The 17,945-nt window shown below is 71.7% G+C and carries 14 protein-coding genes and 1 pseudogene; 7 read left to right on the plus strand and 8 right to left on the minus strand.

Annotated features, from left to right (window positions below; translation table 11 throughout):
- Positions 1-133: 133 nt before the first annotated feature.
- A complete protein-coding gene (locus ACFYYF_RS01540) occupies positions 134-1,561 on the minus strand; it encodes a lipase family protein (RefSeq protein WP_388770171.1) in 1,428 nt (475 codons plus the stop codon).
- A 576-nt stretch (positions 1,562-2,137) separates the two neighbouring features.
- Here ACFYYF_RS01540 and ACFYYF_RS01545 point away from each other — a divergent pair.
- Both ACFYYF_RS01545 and ACFYYF_RS01550 read left to right on the plus strand, forming a co-directional pair.
- Positions 2,138-2,776, plus strand: a complete 639-nt coding sequence (locus ACFYYF_RS01545) for a TetR family transcriptional regulator (protein WP_361690035.1) — start codon at positions 2,138-2,140, stop codon at positions 2,774-2,776.
- Between the two features lie 188 nt (positions 2,777-2,964).
- Entirely contained in the window at positions 2,965-4,194 is a 1,230-nt protein-coding gene (locus ACFYYF_RS01550; RefSeq protein WP_388770174.1) for a carbohydrate-binding protein, read from the plus strand.
- A 162-nt stretch (positions 4,195-4,356) separates the two neighbouring features.
- On the opposite strand, the gene ACFYYF_RS01555 is transcribed toward ACFYYF_RS01550, so the two are convergent.
- From ACFYYF_RS01555 to ACFYYF_RS01565, 3 genes and pseudogenes are all read right to left on the minus strand, one after another.
- Positions 4,357-4,704 carry a DUF1330 domain-containing protein gene (locus ACFYYF_RS01555; RefSeq protein WP_388770177.1) on the minus strand — a complete coding sequence of 116 codons (348 nt, stop codon included), beginning with the start codon at positions 4,702-4,704 and terminating at the stop codon, positions 4,357-4,359.
- A gap of 87 nt (positions 4,705-4,791) precedes the next feature.
- Complete coding sequence (locus ACFYYF_RS01560; protein WP_388770179.1) at positions 4,792-5,121, minus strand: branched-chain amino acid transporter permease; 330 nt, start codon at positions 5,119-5,121, stop codon at positions 4,792-4,794.
- Positions 5,114-5,329, minus strand: a pseudogene (locus tag ACFYYF_RS01565) (branched-chain amino acid ABC transporter permease); the annotation flags it as partial. The gene ACFYYF_RS01560 and the pseudogene ACFYYF_RS01565, both read right to left, overlap by 8 nt.
- A 299-nt stretch (positions 5,330-5,628) precedes the next feature.
- Here ACFYYF_RS01565 and ACFYYF_RS01570 point away from each other — a divergent pair.
- Both ACFYYF_RS01570 and ACFYYF_RS01575 read left to right on the plus strand, forming a co-directional pair.
- Entirely contained in the window at positions 5,629-9,711 is a 4,083-nt protein-coding gene (locus tag ACFYYF_RS01570; RefSeq protein WP_388770181.1) for a discoidin domain-containing protein, read from the plus strand.
- A 184-nt stretch (positions 9,712-9,895) separates the two neighbouring features.
- Entirely contained in the window at positions 9,896-10,717 is an 822-nt protein-coding gene (locus ACFYYF_RS01575) for a maleylpyruvate isomerase family mycothiol-dependent enzyme (RefSeq protein ID WP_388770184.1), read from the plus strand.
- A 19-nt stretch (positions 10,718-10,736) separates the two neighbouring features.
- Here the strand turns inward: ACFYYF_RS01575 and ACFYYF_RS01580 are convergent, their stop codons facing one another.
- The 3 genes from ACFYYF_RS01580 to ACFYYF_RS01590 all read right to left on the minus strand — a co-directional run bounded on the left by ACFYYF_RS01580 (position 10,737) and on the right by ACFYYF_RS01590 (position 14,016).
- Positions 10,737-12,800, minus strand: coding sequence for a glycoside hydrolase family 15 protein (locus ACFYYF_RS01580; protein ID WP_388770187.1), 2,064 nt, complete (start codon positions 12,798-12,800; stop codon positions 10,737-10,739).
- Between the two features lie 85 nt (positions 12,801-12,885).
- On the minus strand, positions 12,886-13,410 hold the full coding sequence (locus tag ACFYYF_RS01585; RefSeq protein ID WP_388770189.1) for a hypothetical protein: 525 nt from the start codon (positions 13,408-13,410) through the stop codon (positions 12,886-12,888).
- A gap of 102 nt (positions 13,411-13,512) precedes the next feature.
- On the minus strand, positions 13,513-14,016 hold the full coding sequence (locus ACFYYF_RS01590) for an ATP-binding protein (RefSeq protein WP_388770192.1): 504 nt from the start codon (positions 14,014-14,016) through the stop codon (positions 13,513-13,515).
- 405 nt (positions 14,017-14,421) lie between these two features.
- Here ACFYYF_RS01590 and ACFYYF_RS01595 point away from each other — a divergent pair, with 405 nt between their 5' ends.
- Positions 14,422-15,204, plus strand: coding sequence for a hypothetical protein (locus tag ACFYYF_RS01595; protein WP_388770195.1), 783 nt, complete (start codon positions 14,422-14,424; stop codon positions 15,202-15,204).
- A gap of 270 nt (positions 15,205-15,474) precedes the next feature.
- On the opposite strand, the gene ACFYYF_RS01600 is transcribed toward ACFYYF_RS01595, so the two are convergent.
- Entirely contained in the window at positions 15,475-15,966 is a 492-nt protein-coding gene (locus tag ACFYYF_RS01600) for an FBP domain-containing protein (RefSeq protein ID WP_388770198.1), read from the minus strand.
- 80 nt (positions 15,967-16,046) lie between these two features.
- On the opposite strand from ACFYYF_RS01600, the gene ACFYYF_RS01605 reads away from it, so the two are divergent.
- Together ACFYYF_RS01605 and ACFYYF_RS01610 are read left to right on the plus strand one after the other, a co-directional pair.
- Complete coding sequence (locus ACFYYF_RS01605; protein ID WP_388770201.1) at positions 16,047-16,616, plus strand: TetR/AcrR family transcriptional regulator; 570 nt, start codon at positions 16,047-16,049, stop codon at positions 16,614-16,616.
- Between the two features lie 265 nt (positions 16,617-16,881).
- The gene (locus ACFYYF_RS01610; RefSeq protein WP_388770204.1) at positions 16,882-17,937 is read left to right on the plus strand and encodes a PucR family transcriptional regulator; all 1,056 of its coding nucleotides are present in this window, start codon (positions 16,882-16,884) and stop codon (positions 17,935-17,937) included.
- The last annotated feature ends 8 nt before the right edge of the window (positions 17,938-17,945 follow it).

Consider the following 17,945-nt stretch of genomic DNA (forward strand, 5'->3'; position numbering starts at 1 on the left):
GGAACTCCCTTATGGTTTCAGGGCACTTTGCCGCGAAAAGGCACTCGTTGAACGATGACGACCGCTTGCCTTTCGGATGGAACCCGGACGGGCTCCGGCGCCGTGGGGGGACGCCGGAGCCCGTACCGGGGGATCAGGGCTGGAGCGGCATCGTCCAGCAGTTGGAGGTGGCGCGCTTGCCGGAGAGGCGGTCGGTCAGCCAGGAGATGGCGTCGCCCTGGTCGGTGATGAGGGGTGCGACGTGGTTGAGGAGCAGTCCGTCGCCGAGGTTCGGCAGGATGATGGCGTCGTAGGTGACGTCGGCGCCCTTGCGGCACCAGTCGACGGCGAGTTGACGTGCCTGGGAGTGCGGGACGATGTCGTCCTGGACGCCGGTGACCAGGCGGACCGGGCTGGTCGGCTTCAGCTTGCCGATCCGCTGGTCGGCCAGTGTGTCCTGGAGGGCCGGTGTGCTCGCGACGAGCTGGCTGACGGACTTGCCGTCCGTCGTCCAGGACGTGCTCTTCTTGAACGCGTAGCCGAGGATGGCGTCCCCGACGCACATCGTGGAGAGGTCGTTCAGCGCGGCCTTGCCGGCGGCGTTGATGTGGGCGTCGGCGAAGTCCTGGAGGTCGGGGTCGGACTGCAGGAAGCCGTTGAGGGACCAGCCCAGGGCGCCCGCGAGGGCGCTGCCGTCGATGCCCTTGATCACCTCGGTGAGGTCGGCGGGCGGTGCGCCGGCGTAGGTGCCGGCCAGCGTGATGTCGGGGGCGTAGGTGGGCTGGAGTTCGGCCGCCGAGGCGCTGGCGCCGCCGCCCTGGCTGTAGCCGAAGAGGCCGACGGGCGAGGCCGCGGCGACCGACGCCCCGGCGAGTCCGCGGGCGGCGCGGACGGCGTCGAGCAGGGCGTGGCCGCCGTCGAGGCGGTCGACGTACGTGTGGAGCCGGTCGGTCGCGCCGAGTCCGACGTAGTCGGTGACGACCACGGCCACGCCGGAGGCGAGGAGCCGGTAGATGGCGAGGTCCTCGTAACCGACCGAGACCGTCTCGCCGTTGAAGGTGATCGGGTGCTCGAGGCCCATGGAGGCCGCGCACTGGTCGCCCTGGCCCATGGTGCCGGGGGCGACGGCCACCAGGGGGCGCGCGCCGCCGCCCTTCCAGGCGGCCGAGGGCTCGACGTAGGCGCCGGTCACGGCGACGGGCCGCCCGTTGGAGTCGGTGGACTTGTACATCAGGCGGGTGGCGGTGCCGGGGAGCGGACCGTCGAGGCCGGGCAGGCTGAGCGCGAGGGGGAGGGGTTCGGTGCGGATCAGGGCGCCGTTGGCCGCGGGAAGGGTCGCCGGCGGCGTGTAGAAGGCGGGGATGGTCACGCCTCGGGACACCACCGCGCCCGCGTCGGCGGCCGCCGCGGGGAGCGCCTGGGCGCCCAGGCAGGCGAGCACCGCGAGTGCGGTGGCGAGGACGCGGCCGCGGTTGCGGTTGCGGGCGGCGGGCTCGGGGCGCGCGGAGGGCAGTGCACGCTCGGCGCGGGGTCGTCGGCTGGACACCGGATGCGGCTGAGGGGTGCTGTGGGGTCGTTGCATGCGGCTCACTCCCTGCTTCGTCGAAACGTGGGGGTCGTGCGGGCGGCCGGCGGCGTCCATGGCGTGACGCCGGTTCTGGCTGGGGGTGCCGACCGGGCCGTCGCCGCTGGACCGGCGGTGACGGTGACGGGTCGGTGAGGGGGGAAGGGCGGTGCCCGGACGCGGACTTGGGCAGCACGGGACGGCGTGCCCAGCCGTGTCGCGGAGGTGGACAGGAGGAAGGCACCGCCCGCGCGCCGTCGGCCGGTCGGCGCGTGGTGCGGCGTCCACCCGCACGTCGTGCGACGGCGGGCGGGGCGGCGTGGCTCGGGTGTCGTGTCCGGCGGAGCCCGGGGGCTCGTGGCTGCGGCTCCGCCGTTGTGATCCGTCTCCCGCTGTCCCGGGCCGCCCTGTTCCCGTCTTTGCGCTCGGTCGTGTAACGGACGTCGAAGTCCCGTTCGACACCCGCTAGTTACTCCCGAGTCACATCAGGAGAGTAGGAGCGGATGTCACTCAGTGACAAGATGTCTGCGCGCGCCAGTTCTGCGCGGCTCGCTATGCTGCTCCGGTCGATGAGACAGGGGTGGTGGGGCGACGGTGCGCGATGCGGCACCCGCAGACCGGGCCACGACGGCCGCGCGGCCGTCACTGAGCGAACGGCGCAAGGAGGCCCTCCGGCTGGACATAGCCCGCGAGGCCGTGCGCCTGTTCGTCTCACAGGGCGTCACGAGCACCACGGGGGACCAGATCGCGGAGGCGGTGGGCGTCTCGACCCGCACACTGTGGCGCCACTTCCCCACCAAGGAGAGCTGCGTACGCCCGTTACTCACGGCGGGACTCGACGCCGCCACGGACCGACTGCGGCACTGGCCGCCCGAGACCGGGCTGCTGGACTTCCTCATCCTTTCCTGCCGCCACGGGACGCTGCCGTCCGCCGACCCGGCGGTACTCGACCTGATCCGCATGACCCCCGCCGAGCCTGCACTGCGTGCCGTCTGGCTCCAGGCCCACGACGACGCTCTACCGGTCCTCACCGAGGTCCTCGCCCGGCGTTCCGGCAGGAGTGCGGACGATCTGCGGGTGAAGGTGCACGCGGCCACCGTCAACGGCGCGCTGCGCGCGGCCGCCGAGGACTTCGCCGTACGTTTCGCCGACGCGGCGCAGGCCTCGGAGGCGGACCTCGCCACATGCCTGCACGCCGCCCTCCACGCGGCGTCGGAGGGGCTGCCGTACTGACACCGGGCAACACACCTTCAGGCAGGGCTGATTGGGGTCGCGGACCACGGACGGGCGACGCGAAAACGGTTGCCGGGTAAAGAGTTGGCCTGGTCTAGTCCAAAGACCCGTTTGGTCTAGTCCAACGTATTGACGTGATCGCGACAGTGCCCGGAGGCTGGAGACTCCCCCACCCCTCTGGAGGCACAGTGAGACGTCTTCGCGCATGTCTGGGCGCGGCGGCCGCCGTGAGCCTGGCCGCGGTCGGCACGACCGCTCTCGTCGCGGGCAGCGCATCGGGCGCGACCACCGCGCTCGGCAACCGGTGGTACGCCGCCGCCCCCTATCTGATGCCGCTGGACAACGATCCGCCGGACGCGGGCGCCATCATGGACGCGACCGGCCTCAAGGCCTTCCAGCTCGCCTTCATCCTCGCCCCCAACGGCGGTGGCTGCACGCCCACTTGGGACGGAACGGCCGCGGTGTCCTCGGACACCGCCGTGCAGTCGGTCATCAACTCCATCCGCGCCAAGGGCGGTGACGTCTCCGTCTCGATCGGCGGCTACGGCGGCACCAAGCTCGGCCAGGCCTGCTCGGACCCGGCCTCCACCGCGGCCGCGTACCAGCAGGTCGTCACCAAGTACGGCCTGCACGCGATCGACTTCGACCTGGAGGAGCCGGAGTACGAGAACACGGCGGCCGTCAGGAACGAGATCGGCGCCGCCAAGATCCTCCAGCAGAACAACCCGGGCCTGTACGTGTCCGTCACCACGGCCGGAACGGCGGACGGAACCGGCTGGTTCGGCAAGCAGATGCTCCTGGAGGCGAAGTCGCAGGGCTTCACCCCGAACAACTTCTCCATCATGCCCTTCGACGGCGGCTTCAACGGCGCCGCGTCCCAGACGAGCGCGCTCGCCAACTTCAACACGATCCTCCAGTCGACCTTCGGCTGGGACCAGGCGACCGCGTACGCCCACGAGGGCTTCTCCGGCATGAACGGCCGCAGTGACACCGGCGAGTACTTCTCCCAGGCCGACTTCCAGACGGTGCTGGACTTCGCCACGAGCCACGCCATGGACCGCTTCACCTTCTGGTCCCTGAACCGCGACCGCCAGTGCACCCCCGCCGACAACGGCGGCCGTACGTCGGGCACATGCTCCAGCGTGACCCAGAACTCCTGGGACTTCGCGAAGTACTCGGTGAAGTTCGCCGGCGCGACCCCGCCCACCGGCACCCCGACTCCGACGCCCACTCCGACGCCGACCCCGACCCCCACGCCGGGCGGCGGCTGCAAGGCGGCCTGGAACGCGGCCACGGTCTACACGGCCGGCAACGAGGCCTCGTACAACCACCACAACTGGAAGGCCAAGTGGTGGACCCAGAACGAGACGCCGACCGGCGTCGACTGGGGTCCCTGGCAGGACGAGGGCGCCTGCTGACACCCGTCCGGATCCGGACGGGGCGCGGCCGACAGCCACCCCGTCCGAGGCCGTCGGCTCAAGGCCTCCCCGCCGAGCCGCACCAGTAGGGCTTGTCGGACGAGAGGGGGATCGCGTCGCCCGGGGCCGGGCGGCGCGATCCCCCTCGGTCGTCCGGCGGGGCTACGCGGCCGGGAACGCCTCCCGCATCGCCCGTGCGGTGGCCGTCGGGTCGTAGCCCTCGGGGACACCCGGAACGAGGACGATGTCCCCCTCGATGTGCCGCGACCGGAGCGGAGCGATCTCCCGGTAGGCGGGCGAGTCCCACCAGGCACGCGCCTCGGCGATCGAGGGAAACCCGATCACCACGACATGGCCCGGCCAGTCGCCCTCCACCACCTCGTGCCGCGCGGCGTGCACGAGGAACCGGCCGCCGTACGGCTCGAAGGTGGCACCGATCCGCTCGATGTAGTCGGCGATCTCCGGGTGCGGCGCGGCTTCCCGCAGATGGGCGATGGCGTACGCGGTCATGGCGTCCTCCTGCTGTCGGGGCTCCGTCCGCGAACGACCTTGCCCGCCTCGTCCGCGGGAGTCGATTACCCGGGAGGTAAGGCCGGGTCAGCGCGGAAAGACGCTGCTCGCCAGCGCCACGTGTACGGCGGTGCCCGCGAGGATGCTGAGCAGGGCGTTGCGGCGCCACAGGTGCAGGCCGACGGTGACGGCCAGGGCGGCGACCGGGGCGAGGGCCAGCGGCTGGGCGAGGGACAGGTCGCGCAGGCAGTAGACGACCAGGATGACCATGACCCCGACGGGCATACGGGCGCTGAGGTACCGCACGGTGGCGCCGGCCCGCAGCGGGGCGAGGGCGGCGAAGGGCAGGGCGCGCAGGGTCCAGGTGAGGGCCGCGGCCAGGAGGACCGCGCCGACGGCGTAGCCCGTGTCAGACATGTGCGGGTCTCCCGGAGGTGGTGAAGCGCCGCGCCAGGAGCGCGACGGTGAACAGCGCGAAGGCGGTCAGGAGCATCTGACCGGGGACCAGCAGCCGGGCGGCCAGAGCGCAGGCGGCCGCGAGGAACGGGGTGGGCAGGTCGCCCCGCAGGTCCCGGACGGCGTCCAGGGCGAGGACGGTGAACAGGGCGGTCAGGGCGACGTCCAGGTCGAGTCCCGTCTGGCGATGAAGACGATCAGGGCGAGCGGCTGAGCCCGGCACCGCGTCCCCGCGGTCGCCGCGCCACCGGCCGGAAATGAACCCTCGCCGGCCCGAGAGGAGGTCCGGTCGCCGGGTCGGTCACCCCTGACGGTCGGACAAATCCTCCCGGCACCGGGGCAATCCACGACGCAACCCTTGACAGGAGCGATCACGCGTCACAGCCTTGGCAACGTTGTCATTCGCCCTGACAACGTTGCCAACCCCTGTGCTCGGCAAGCACCACCGTGTGATTGGACACCCCGCTGATGGCTCAGCCGAATCCTGCGCACTCCCCTTCGCGACGATCGATCGTCTTCACCGGCTCGACCCTGCTGGCCGGATTCGGCCTCGGCACCACGCTCCCGGGCACCGCCTCGGCCGCCGGACAATCGGGCACCACCGGCAGCCGGGGGGCCGCCGAGGAACTGGCCGTGTACCGGCCGGTCACCGTCTCCTCCACCGACTACGCCCCCACGCCCGGCGAGTTCGTGGTGGACCGCGTCCCCTCCCCCGGCGTGCGCGGCACCGGATGGCGTGCGGCCGGCGGCGACCCGCAGTGGATCTCGGTCGATCTCCAGGCGGACTGTCAGGTCACCTGGATCCGGCTCACCTTCGAGGCCGACGCGGGCGACCCGGTGTTCACCCCTCCCGCGAGCGGGAACTGGGCCGACGGCACCACGGGCAGGGAGATCCTGTCGAGCTACGCGGTCGACTTCGTGGTCGAGACCTCGCGTGACCACACGTCCTGGTCGAGTGTGTACCGTACGACCGCCGGAACCGGTGGGGTCGTGGAGATCCAGCTCCCCAAGGCGACCACGGCCCGCTGGGTGCGCCTGACCTCCCGCAAGCGCTCCAGCGCCAACCCGCTCGGGCTGAACGGGTTCGAGGTCTTCGGTACGGCCCCGGGACACAGACCCTCGGCGACCGGCTGGACCGACTGGGGCACGCACGACGGCCACGCCCCCGCGCTGAAGGTGGCCGACGACGGCACCGTACCGCTGGAGTCCGGCTGGGCGCTGACCATGGACGACTGGGCCGAGGGCGACGGTGCCGCGCTGTCGCGCAGCGGCGTGGACACCCGGAACTGGCTGCCCGCCACCGTGCCCGGCACGGTCCTGGCCTCGCTCGTCGACCAGGGCAAGCTGCCCGACCCCGTCGCCGGCCTGAACAATCTGCGCGTCCCGGAGGCGCTCTCCCGCCACGCCTGGTGGTACAAGCGGGACTTCACGGTGCCGCGCGGGCTGCGGACCGGCGCCGGACGCCGTGTCTGGCTCGAGTTCGACGGCATCAACCACAAGGCGGACATCTGGCTCAACGGGCACGGTGTGGGCGACCTGCTCTACCCCTTCGCCCGCTCGGCGCACGACGTCACGGACCTCCTGCGGGCGAAGGACGAGAACGCGCTGGCGGTGCGGATCACGCCGATGCCCGTCCCCGGCAGCCCCGGGGACAAGGGCCCGGCCGGTGAGGCCTGGGTCGACGCCGGAGCCGGCCAGATGAACCTCAACTCCCCGACCTATCTGGCCTCTTCGGGCTGGGACTGGATGCCCGCCGTACGGGACCGGGTGGCCGGCATCTGGAACCACGTCCGGCTGAGATCCACCGGGCAGGTCGTCATCGGCGACCCGCGGGTGGACACCGTGCTGCCGGACCTGCCCGACACCTCGACGGCCGAACTGACCATCGTCGTCCCGGTGCGCAACGCCGACGGCGCCGACCACGAGGCGACCGTCACCGCCGCGTTCGGCGACGTACGGGTCGCGAAGACCGTCACCGTCCCGGCCGGCAAGAGCGTCGACGTCGTCTTCGCTCCCGATGCCTTCGGCCGGCTGCGGCTGCGCGATCCCGAACTCTGGTGGCCCAACGGGCTCGGAAACCCCCGTCTGCACGACCTCACCCTGACCGCCCGGGTGGACGGCACCGAGAGCGACCGGCGCACCACCCGCTTCGGCATACGCCAGTTCGGCTACGAGTACGACGTACCGCTCCCCTTCGTCGCCACCGGCGACGCGTACACGCAGTCCGTGGACCTCGGCGCCCGGCGGGCCCGGCACGTCAGGATCAAGTGTCTGACCCGTGCGACCGATTGGGGCAGCTCGCTGTGGGCCCTGTCCGTCTTCGACGGTTCACGGCCGGGAACGGACCTCGCCCTGCACGCCTCCGCCACCGCCTCCACGGTGGACGAGGACGGCCACGGCGCCGGCAACGTCACGGACGGCGACCCGGCCACCCGGTGGTCCTCCGCCTACCGGGACGATCAGTGGATCCAGGTGGACCTGGGCTCCACCCAGTCGTTCGACCGGGTCGACCTGGTCTGGGAGAGGGCGTACGCCCGGACCTTCGTGGTGCAGGTGTCCACCGACGGTTCCGACTGGCAGGACGCGCGAGCCGTCGACAACACCGCGGTTCCGCTGCCCTTCAACGACGGCGACGCGAGCCTGCAGGTGGAGGACTTCGAGCCGCGCACCGCCCGCTTCGTACGCATCAGCACCGGTCAGCGGAACACCAGTTGGGGCAACTCCCTGTGGTCCCTCTCCGTGCTCGACAGCACCGACCCCGGCACCGACCTCGCGCTGCGCAAGACGGTCACCGCCTCCACCGAGGACGACGGCCACCCGGCGTCCGCCGCCACCGACGGCGACCCCGGCACGCGCTGGTCCTCGCAGTACGCCGACCACCAGTGGATCCGGGTCGACCTCGGCACAGCACGGCGCTTCGACCGGGTGGCGATCGTGTGGGAGGCGGCGTACCCGAAGACGTACACGATCCAGGTGTCCGACGACGGCGACGCGTGGACCGACGTCAAGTCGGTGACCAACACGCCCGAACCGCTGAAGATCAGCGTGAACGGCGTACGGGTGCTGGCCCGTGGAGGCAACTGGGGCTGGGACGAGCTGCTGCGCCGGATGCCCGCCGCCCGCATGGACGCGGCGGTGCGCATGCACCGCGACATGAACTTCACCATGATCCGCAACTGGGTCGGCAGCATCAACCGCGAGGAGTTCTACGCCAGTTGCGATGAGCACGGAATCCTGGTGTGGAACGACTTCCCCAACGCCTGGGGCATGGACCCGCCGGACCACGACGCCTTCAACTCGACCGCGCGGGACACCGTGCTGCGCTACCGCATCCACCCCTGCGTGGTCGTGTGGTGCGGTGCCAACGAGGGCAATCCGCCGGCGGCCATCGACAAGGGCATGCGCGAGGCGGTCGAACAGCAGGCGCCCGGCATCCTGTACCAGAACAACTCGGCGGGCGGGATCATCACCGGCGGCGGCCCCTACGGCTGGGTGGAGCCCGAGAAGTACTACGAGCCGTCGACGTACGGCAGTGACAGCTTCGGTTTCCACACCGAGATCGGCATGCCGGTCGTCTCCACCGCGGCGAGCCTGCGGAACATGACCGGCGACGAACCCGAGTGGCCGATCGGCGGCGCGTGGTACTACCACGACTGGAGCGAGCGGGGCAACCAGGCGCCGCAGAACTACAAGACGGCCATCGAGGCCCGCCTCGGCACGGCGACCGATCTCGACGACTTCGCCCGCAAGGCGCAGTTCGTCAACTACGAGAACACCCGCGCCATGTTCGAGGCCTGGAACGCGAACATGTGGGACGACGCCAGCGGTCTCATGCTGTGGATGTCCCACCCCGCGTGGCACAGCACGGTCTGGCAGACCTACGACTACGACTTCGACGTGAATGGCACCTACTACGGGGCCCGTTCGGCCTGCGAGCCCCTGCACGTGCAGGCGGACCCGAGGACGGGACAGGTCATCGCCGTCAACCACACCCGCGCGGCCGTGAAGGGGGCCAAGGTCACCGCCCGCCTCCACGACCTCTCCGGCCGGCCGCTCGGCGCCCCGCGGACGACCGCCGCCGACGTCCCGGCCGCGGCCACCACCCGGGCGTTCACGGTCGCGTGGACCGACGGTCTGCCCGACCTGCACCTGCTCCGGCTGACACTGGAGGACGCCGCCGGCCGCCCGCTCTCGCGCAACACCTACTGGCGTTACCGCACCCCGGCGGCCATGAAGGCGCTCACGCAGGCCGAACAGGTCCGGCTGTCCGCCTCCGTCACCCGTCTCTCGCGGACCGGGACACGCCACGAGATGACCGCGACCGTGCGCAACCGGGGCAAGGCCGTCGCCGCGATGACCAGGCTCTCCCTCGTGGACCGTGCCAGTGGTGACCGCGTCCTGCCGACCCTGTACAGCGACAACTATCTGTGGCTGCTGCCCGGCGAGTCCCAGAAGGTCACCCTGTCCTGGCCGGCCGCCGCGCTCCCCTCCGGCCGCCCCTCGCTGCGCGTGGAGGCGTACAACGGTCACCCGACGTCGGCGCATTCCTGACGCGAATGCCCGCATTGCCCCCGAAGTCCGCCCTCGTGGAGCGTTCTCGCTGCTCAGGGTCTTGTCGCTGCTCCTGTTGCCTGGTCTCCTGTACGCCCGGTGACCGGTAATCCGTCGCCCCCTCCGGTCTGCCCGCGGCCCGGAGGGGGCGACGGCGTCAGGCGAAGACAGGAAAGGCGAGGACGTGGACGCAGTGGCTGGGCAGGACGTGCGAAGGGGGCTGCCCGAGGGGCTGGCTGCGGCGATACGCGAGACCGCCGAGGAGATCGCCGCGCTGCTGCGGGCCGACGCCGACATGGAACGCCGGATTCCCGGGGCCGAGTGGAGCGTCGGCGAGGCGGCCGCGCATCTGGCGCTGGCCAACGAGCTGATGGCCGGGCTCGCTGCGGGACACGCGCGCCCCTACGGGGACGGCACCCCGCAGAGCCTCGCCGGGGCCAACGAGCGGTCGCTGGCGGAGTTCGGGGAGCGGAACGCCGAGCCCCTGGCCGCGATGATCGTCGAGCACGCCGACGCCTGTGTGAAGGCCCTGGAGGAGTCGGCCACCGAGGGGCCCGTGGTCACCCCGCTCGGCTCGATGAGCCCGCACGAGCTCGGGTCGTATCTGCTCACGCACATGCTCGGCCACGGCTACGACCTCGCCCGCGCGCTGGGGCGGCCGCACATGCTGGACCGGGCCCGGGTCCGGCTGACCCTGCCGTTCATGCTCACCGCGATGCCGCGGGTCACCGACCCGCTGCGCACCGCCGGCATGAACGCCCGCTACGACGTACGGCTGTGGGGCGGCGGCGGGTTCGGCGTGACGCTGGCGGACGGAGTGCTGACCGTCGACGCGGAGCCGCCGGCCGGACCGGACTGCACCATCTCCATCGAACCGGTCACCTTCCTGCTGATGGGTCTCGGCCGTCTGGGACAAGTGGGCCCGATCCTGCGCGGCCGCATCCTCGTCCGCGGGCGCAAGCCGTGGCTCGCGCCCCGATTCCCGGGCCTCTTCACGGCACCCTGAGCGCGCGGCCCCGCCGGGGTCAGCCGAGCCTGCGGTCGAGGTTGAAGGCGGCGCTGATCAGGGCGAGATGGGTGAAGGCCTGGGGGAAGTTGCCGCACTGCTCCCCGGTGTGGCCGATCTCCTCCGCGTACAGGCCGAGATGGTTGGCGTAGGTGAGCATCTTCTCGAAGGCGAGCCGGGCCTCGTCGAGACGGCCCGCCCTGGTCAGTGCCTCGACGTACCAGAACGAGCAGATCGAGAAGGTGCCCTCCTCCCCGCTGAGGCCGTCGGGACTCGCCAGCGGGTCGTAGCGGTAGACGAGGGAGTCGGAGACCAGTTCCTCGCCCAGGGCGTCGAGGGTGGCGAGCCACTTCGGGTCGGTCGGGGAGATGAACTTGCCGAGCGGCATCATCAGCAGCGACGCGTCGAGGATGTCGCTGTTCTCCGTCTGGGTGAAGGCGTTGCGTACCGTCGACCAGCCATGGCTCATGATCCGCCGGTAGATCGTGTCACGGGCGGCGCCCCAGCGGTTCAGGTCGGCGGGCAGGCCGCGGTGCCGGGCCAGCCGCATGGCGCGTTCGATGGCCACCCAGCACATGACGCGGGAGTAGAGGAAGTCCTTGCGGCCCCCGCGGGTCTCCCACACTCCCTCGTCCGGCTGGTCCCAGTTCTCACAGACCCAGTCGACGATGCCGCTGACGCTGTCCCAGTGCGAGCTGGACAGCGGCTGCCCCCACTTGTCGTAGAGGTAGAGGGAGTCGATCAGGGCGCCGTAGATGTCGAGCTGGAGCTGGCCGACGGCGCCGTTGCCGACACGTACGGGGGACGATCCGCGATGGCCCTCCAGGTGCGTCAGCTCGCGTTCGGGCAGGTCACGGCGCCCGTCGATGCCGTACATGATCTGCAGGGGGCCGTCCGGACCGACGTCCGCGGGTATGTCGCACTGGACGTTGGCGCACAGGAAGCACATGAACGCCTCGGCCTCGTCCTTGAAGCCGAGACGCAGCAGCGCATATACGCAGAACGCGGCGTCACGGACCCACACATAGCGGTAGTCCCAGTTGCGCTCGCCGCCGATGCGCTCGGGCAGGCTGGTGGTGGGCGCGGCGATGATGGCTCCGGTGGGGGCGTACGTGAGCAGCTTGAGGGTGAGCGCGGAGCGGTGCACCATCTCCCGCCAGCGGCCCCGGTAGCGCGACTGCGACAGCCAGCGCCGCCAGTAGCGCACGGTGGCCCCGAACTCCCGCTCGGCCTCCGTCACCGCGCAGAACCGCGGGGCCACCTCCTCGGTGACGTGGTCGAGGGCGAAGACCGCGGACTCTCCCTCACGCAGCTTGAACAGCGACCACACGTCGTTCCCGGCCGCCTCGATGGGCACCGTGGCCGTCAGCGCCAGCCTGAGCGCGGGCGTGGCGAAGACGGCCTGGCCTGAGTCGATGCGCACGGTGTGCGGGGTCGTCCCGTAGTCGAAGCGGGGGGCGACGCGCGCGCGGAAGGGCAGGGTTCCGCGGACGCACATCACACGGCGGATCAGGCGGTGCCGGTCGGCCTCGCGCGAGTCGTCGGCGACCGGCATGAAGTCCTGGATCTCCCCGACGCCGTCGTCCGCGAAGAACCGGGTGATCAGCACGTTCGTGTCGGGGAAGTAGAACTGCTTCGTGCGCGCCGGAACGTCCGCGGCCAGTTCGAAGCAGCCGCCTTTGTCGGCGTCCAGGATCGAGGCGAAGACGCTCGGCGCGTCGAAGCGGGGGCAGCAGTACCAGTCGATGGTGCCGTCGGTGCCGACCAGGGCCGCGCTGCGCAGGTCCCCGATCAGGCCGTGGTCGGCGATCGGCAGGTAGCGGGGGGTGTCCGTGCCGTACGGGGCGCCGGGCGCGGCATGGGTCCCGCCGCCCGGGCCGTACGGGCCGCCGGCCCCGTCGTGTGTGGCGCCGGGCGCGGCATGAGTAGCGCCGTACGGGCCGCCGGCCGCGTCGTATGTGGCGCCGGCCGTGCCGTGCGGGCCGTCGGCCGCCTCATGTGTGCCGCCGTGCGGGCTGCCGCGCCCGGCGCGGGTCCCGCCGTCGGCGCCGACCCCGGAATCTGTGTCTGCGGTACCGGCCATACCGGCCTCCTCTGGGCCGTCACCCGAGCCTCCCCCTCCGCTCCAGGCTAACCAGTCCTCCGAGGTCCGGGGCGGTCGTGGGTGCTCAGTGCTTCAGGACGACCTTGGCGGCGACGATGATCAGCCCGAGGGCCAGGTTCACGACACCCTCGGCGACGACGAGCCCGTGGGAGGCGCCGGCGCGGACGGCTCCGAGACACGCCCACATGACCTGCTGGCCCACCGCGACGGCCAGGGCGACCCACAGCCCCGTGTTCACACTCAGGTCGAAGAGGGCGCTGAGGGCCACCGCGACGGCGGGAAGGGTGGCCGCCTCGACGATGGACCACTCGTGCGTGCCGATCCTGCGGATCTGCTGCAGGGTCCACCGCTGCCCGTGGATGCGTTCGCCGGCGAGCTGCGCGTACACATGGGTCGCCCAGAAGACGAGGCCGGTGACGATCAGCAGCACGACGGCCTCGAGTCGCGGGAACTCCCCTGTCGTTCCGGCCGTGGCGACGACGGAGGCGGCCAGGATCGAGCCGTAGATGGCGCCCGCGTAGTCGGTTCGCGGACCGGCCGGCCGGTGTGTGCCGTCCCCGCCCTCGGGTGGAACGCTGGAGCCGCTCACCTGCTCAACATAGGCGGCGTACCCGGGCCTCGCCCGGCGAGCGGGCCGTCCGGGCGGCACGCGCCGGGCACCACCGGTCCGGGACGGGAACGGCGGTGGGTCTCAGCCGTCCTCACCACGGTGTCGTACGGGGTCACCGCCCACCCGGACCTCGTCGCCGCCCCGACGGGCCTCGTCACCGCCCAGCCGGACCTCGTCGCCGCCCCGGTGGGCGCCGGACGGGCGGAAGCATGCCGTGACCGTCTTTCCGTGCCGCTGGCACTTCATGGCCCACTCGTCGGCGAGCATCCGCACGATGCCCACCCCGCGGCCGGACACCGCTCCCGGCTCCGGGTCACGCTGGCGCGGCAGTGTGGAGTCCTCGTCGTGGACACTCACGTGCAGGCAGTCGCCGTCCCAGGTGAGGACGAGCTGCGCGTCGCTGTGGGCGTGTATGTGGGCGTTGGTGAGCAACTCGGAGACCGCCAGCACGACGGCGTCCACCGTGTCGGGCTCGTCGGCCGTCCAGGCCAGGGACTCCAGGTGCCGGCGGGTCCAGCGTCGCCCGGCGCTCACCCCTCCGGAGACCGGGAACGAGTGCGCCCAGCCCATCGCCTTGACCGCCATCGCCCGACCCCGCTTCCACTCGTGCCTTCGTGCCCTGTCGTAGGGGTCGTGTACCCGCGCGCCGCCGGTGCAGTCGGCACACCTCCGGTCGGCCCCGACGCACCGCTGCGGCCCTCCGCACGCGCCCCACGGACGAGTTGGGCACGGCCCTCATGTGCCCGGTGCGGAACCCGGACTGCACATCGGCCGGTCAATCCCGTGGCACGACCCGAACTCCCCTTTGGGGCGAACCCGCACGCGAAAGGAACAACGGGCCAACACTGTCCGTACTATCTGTAAGCCGGGGCATACGCACCACGTGCGGTCGCCCAGCCATGCAGCCCGGTTCGACACCAACACGCCCTGCCCCGCGGCACCTTCCCGGGGTGTTCATGTGGCGACCGCGCTCCGAAGAGAGGTCCCATCGTGCCCGACACCCAGACTCCCACCCAGCTGACATCGCAGTACACGGCCCAGGTGGTCGCCGACCTGGAGCGCAACGCCAAGGAACAGGACCGCATCGGTGCGGAAATGGAGGCGCTGCAGGAGCAGTTGAACGCCCTGCGGCACGACCACGCCGTCCTCACCAACCTTCAGCAGGCGCTGGGGGCCACGTCCGCGCCCGTCGAGACCGGCCCCGAGCCGACGACGGCGGCCGTGCCCCGTCAGAAGACTCCCGCCAAGCCCGCCGCGGCCAAGCCCGCCGACGGCAAGCGCGCGCGGGTCAGGCGGGCCGACGGCCGGAAGACCGACAGCCGGAAGGCCGACGGCGGGAAGCCGGCGACGGCACGGACGTCGGCGGCCAAGAAGCCCGCGGACAAGGCCGTTTCGACGCAGCCCACCCTCATCGAACTCATCCGCCGCTATCTGACGGAGCAGCGGGAACCGCGCTCCGCCGCCGAGGTGTCCACGGCGCTGGGCCAGACGCACCCCGAGCGTCGCATCCAGACCAACGTCGTCCGGACCACCCTCGAGAACCTCGTGGCCAAGAGCCATGCCCACCGCGCCAAGCAGGGCACGTCCGTGTTCTACACGGCCGTCGAGGGCGAAGAGGCGTCGGTGCCTGCGGCCGTCGCGCCCGCGCCCGCGAAGCCGAAGGCCGAGGCGAAGGCGGAGAAGGCTGAGAAGGCTGAGAAGGCTGAGAAGGCTGAGACGAAGGCCAGGGCGGAGGCGAAGGTCAAGGCGGAGGCCAAGAAGGACGGCGACTGAAGCGGTCGGACCCGGGTGGCCGAGCGAGGCTCGTACCACCGCGCGGCTTCGCGGGCCTGCGGGGCCGGTGACAGTCCGGTGCCACGGCCGCGGCGTTCGCGCCGCGGCCCGCCGCCGCACCGCACCACCGACCACGGACGCCGCACCACTCGACATCCCCCTGCGCCGCACCGAACCGCACTGAACACCACGGCACCCCACGGCAGCGCACCACACGGCACGGCACGGCACTGCCGTGTGCGGCACCCGCACCGCACCCCAGCCCACCGGTCAGGCCGTCACCTTGGCGATGAACGCCGCGAGGTTCGCCACCGTCCGCTGGATCTTCTCCTCCAGCGTCAGCGATTCGTGCAGCCGCCCTCCGACGCCCGCGTCCCTCTTCCCCCGGACATACAGCGAGCAGGCCAGGTCGCTGCAGATGTAGGCGCCGACCGAGTTTCCCTGCTGCCCGGCCTTCCCCGCCTTGGGCGCGACCATCAGCGAGACACCCCCGGTATGGGTGGTCACACACATCGAGCACATGCTGCGCCGCAGCTGCCCCACCGTCGCACTGGGACAGCGCAGCATCAGGCCCTTCAGGCCGTCATCCAGCTCGGCCACGACATAGGCGCGATCGGGCGCCTGGGGGTCCCGCCAGCCGAGGTAGTCCAGGTCGTCCCAGGGCCGCTCGGCCAGGTCGCGCGGGACGGACAGGCGCTTCGCCTCACCCTTGGTGCAGTTCACGAACGCGGCACGGATCTCTTGCTCGGTCAACGGCTTCATAAGACTCACGGTAATTTGCCTAAAAGCTTTAGGCAAATGCATAATCGGTTACGCCGAAGAGCAGGCGAGGGAGGCAGGACATGGGCCGCGCGGGACTGAACGCCGAACGCCTGACACGAGCCGGAGCGGAGCTGGCCGACGAGGTCGGCTTCGACCAGGTGACCGTCTCGGCCCTGGCCAGGCGGTTCGACGTCAAGGTCGCGAGTCTGTACTCGCACGTGAAGAACTCGCAGGACCTCAAGACCCGTATCGCCCTGCTCGCCCTGGACGAGCTCGCCGAGCGGGGGGCGGCGGCACTCGCCGGACGGGCCGGCCGGGACGCCCTGACCGCCTTCGCGAACGTCTACCGCGACTACGCCCGGGAGCACCCCGGGCGGTATGCCGCCGCCCGGTTGAGGCTCGACCCCGAGACCGCGGCGGCGAGCGCCGGCGTCAAGCACGCGCACATGATGCGGGCGATCCTGCGGGGCTACGAGCTCACGGAACCGGACGAGACCCACGCGGTCCGTCTACTGGGCAGTGTGTTCCACGGCTATGTGAGCCTGGAGTCCAGTGGAGGCTTCAGTCACAGCGCTCCCGACTCGGCCGAGAGCTGGGCACGCATCCTGGACGCCCTCGACGCCCTGCTGCGCAACTGGCCCGCGCCCTGAATCAGGCACCGTCCGGTGGCCCGCGCCCTGAGTCAGGCGCCGCCCGGGTCAGGCGCCTCTGATCCGCCCGTCCCGGCCGCGTGCCGGACACCGTCGACTCTGCCGGTGTCCGGCACGGGACCGTCCTCCGTACTCCCCTGCCGACATCGTGTATCGCCGTGCGTGACATGCGCATTGCCGGTTCCCGGCAGTATTGCCTAGGCTCTGCGTGCCGGTCACCGTCAAGAAGTCGTCACCGGGCCGTCAAGAAAACAGGGGCGAACCGATGGAACGGCAGATACCCGAGCAGTATCTGGAGGGCTATGCCCGGATACTGGTGGACGTCTCCGTCACCGGCAGGCGTCTGACCCGCGACGAGATCGAGTCCCGGCGGAACCTGGGCGAGCGCGCCGCCGAAGCCGGACACGGGCTGCCCGCCCTCGTCAGCGCCCATCTCTCCGCCGCCCGCGCCGCCTGGCCCGCCTCACCCGGTTCGGCCGACGGCGCGCTCGCCGCGGTCCAGCAGGTCGTCGACGCCTTCGCCGAGGGCTACGGCCGGGCCCAGCTCCTCGCCGTGCGCAAGGAGGAGGCCGCCCGGCGCGAGTTCATCGACGACCTGCTCTACGGGCGCAGCGACCTGGGCCGCCTGGCCGAGCGGGCGGAACGCTTCGGTCTGCGGCTCTCCCCCACGCACGCCGTCGCCGTCGCCGAGGGACCGACGGCCTACGACGAGTCGGCGCCCGTGCCCCGTCAGGTGGAGCGGGCGCTGATCGCCCGCTTCGGGGACCGCAGCATCCTGTTCACCACGAAGGGCGGCAGGATGCTGTGCATCGCGCCCGGCGAACAGGACGACGTCCTCACCCACTTCGGCCGGCTGGCGCACGCGGCCACCCACGGCGGCCGGGTGGCCCTCGGCCGGCCCCGGCCCGGACCCGGCGGGATCGTCCAGTCCTACGAGGAGGCGCTGAACGCCCTCGAACTCGCCGCGCGTCTCGGCCTGGACACGCCCGTCCTGCGCGCCGCCGACCTGCTCGTGTACCCGGTGCTGACCCGGGACCGCCAGGCGATGGCCGACCTGGTCCTCGTCGCGCTCGGACCGCTGACCGCGGCTCGGGGCGGCGCCCAGCCGCTCCTGGACACCCTCACCGCCTACTTCGACACGGGCTGTGTCGCCGCGGCGGCGGCCCGCAGGCTCTCGTTGAGCGTGCGCGCGCTGACGTACCGCCTCGAACGCATCCACCAGCTCACCGGCACCGATCCCGCCGACCCCGGACACCGCTACACCCTGCAGACCGCGGTCATCGGCGCCCGGCTGCTGGACTGGCCCGCGCGGAGTCTGTGACGGGGGCC

Origin of the sequence: Streptomyces sp. NPDC001914, from assembly GCF_042891215.1 — a bacterium.
GTDB lineage: Bacteria > Actinomycetota > Actinomycetes > Streptomycetales > Streptomycetaceae > Streptomyces.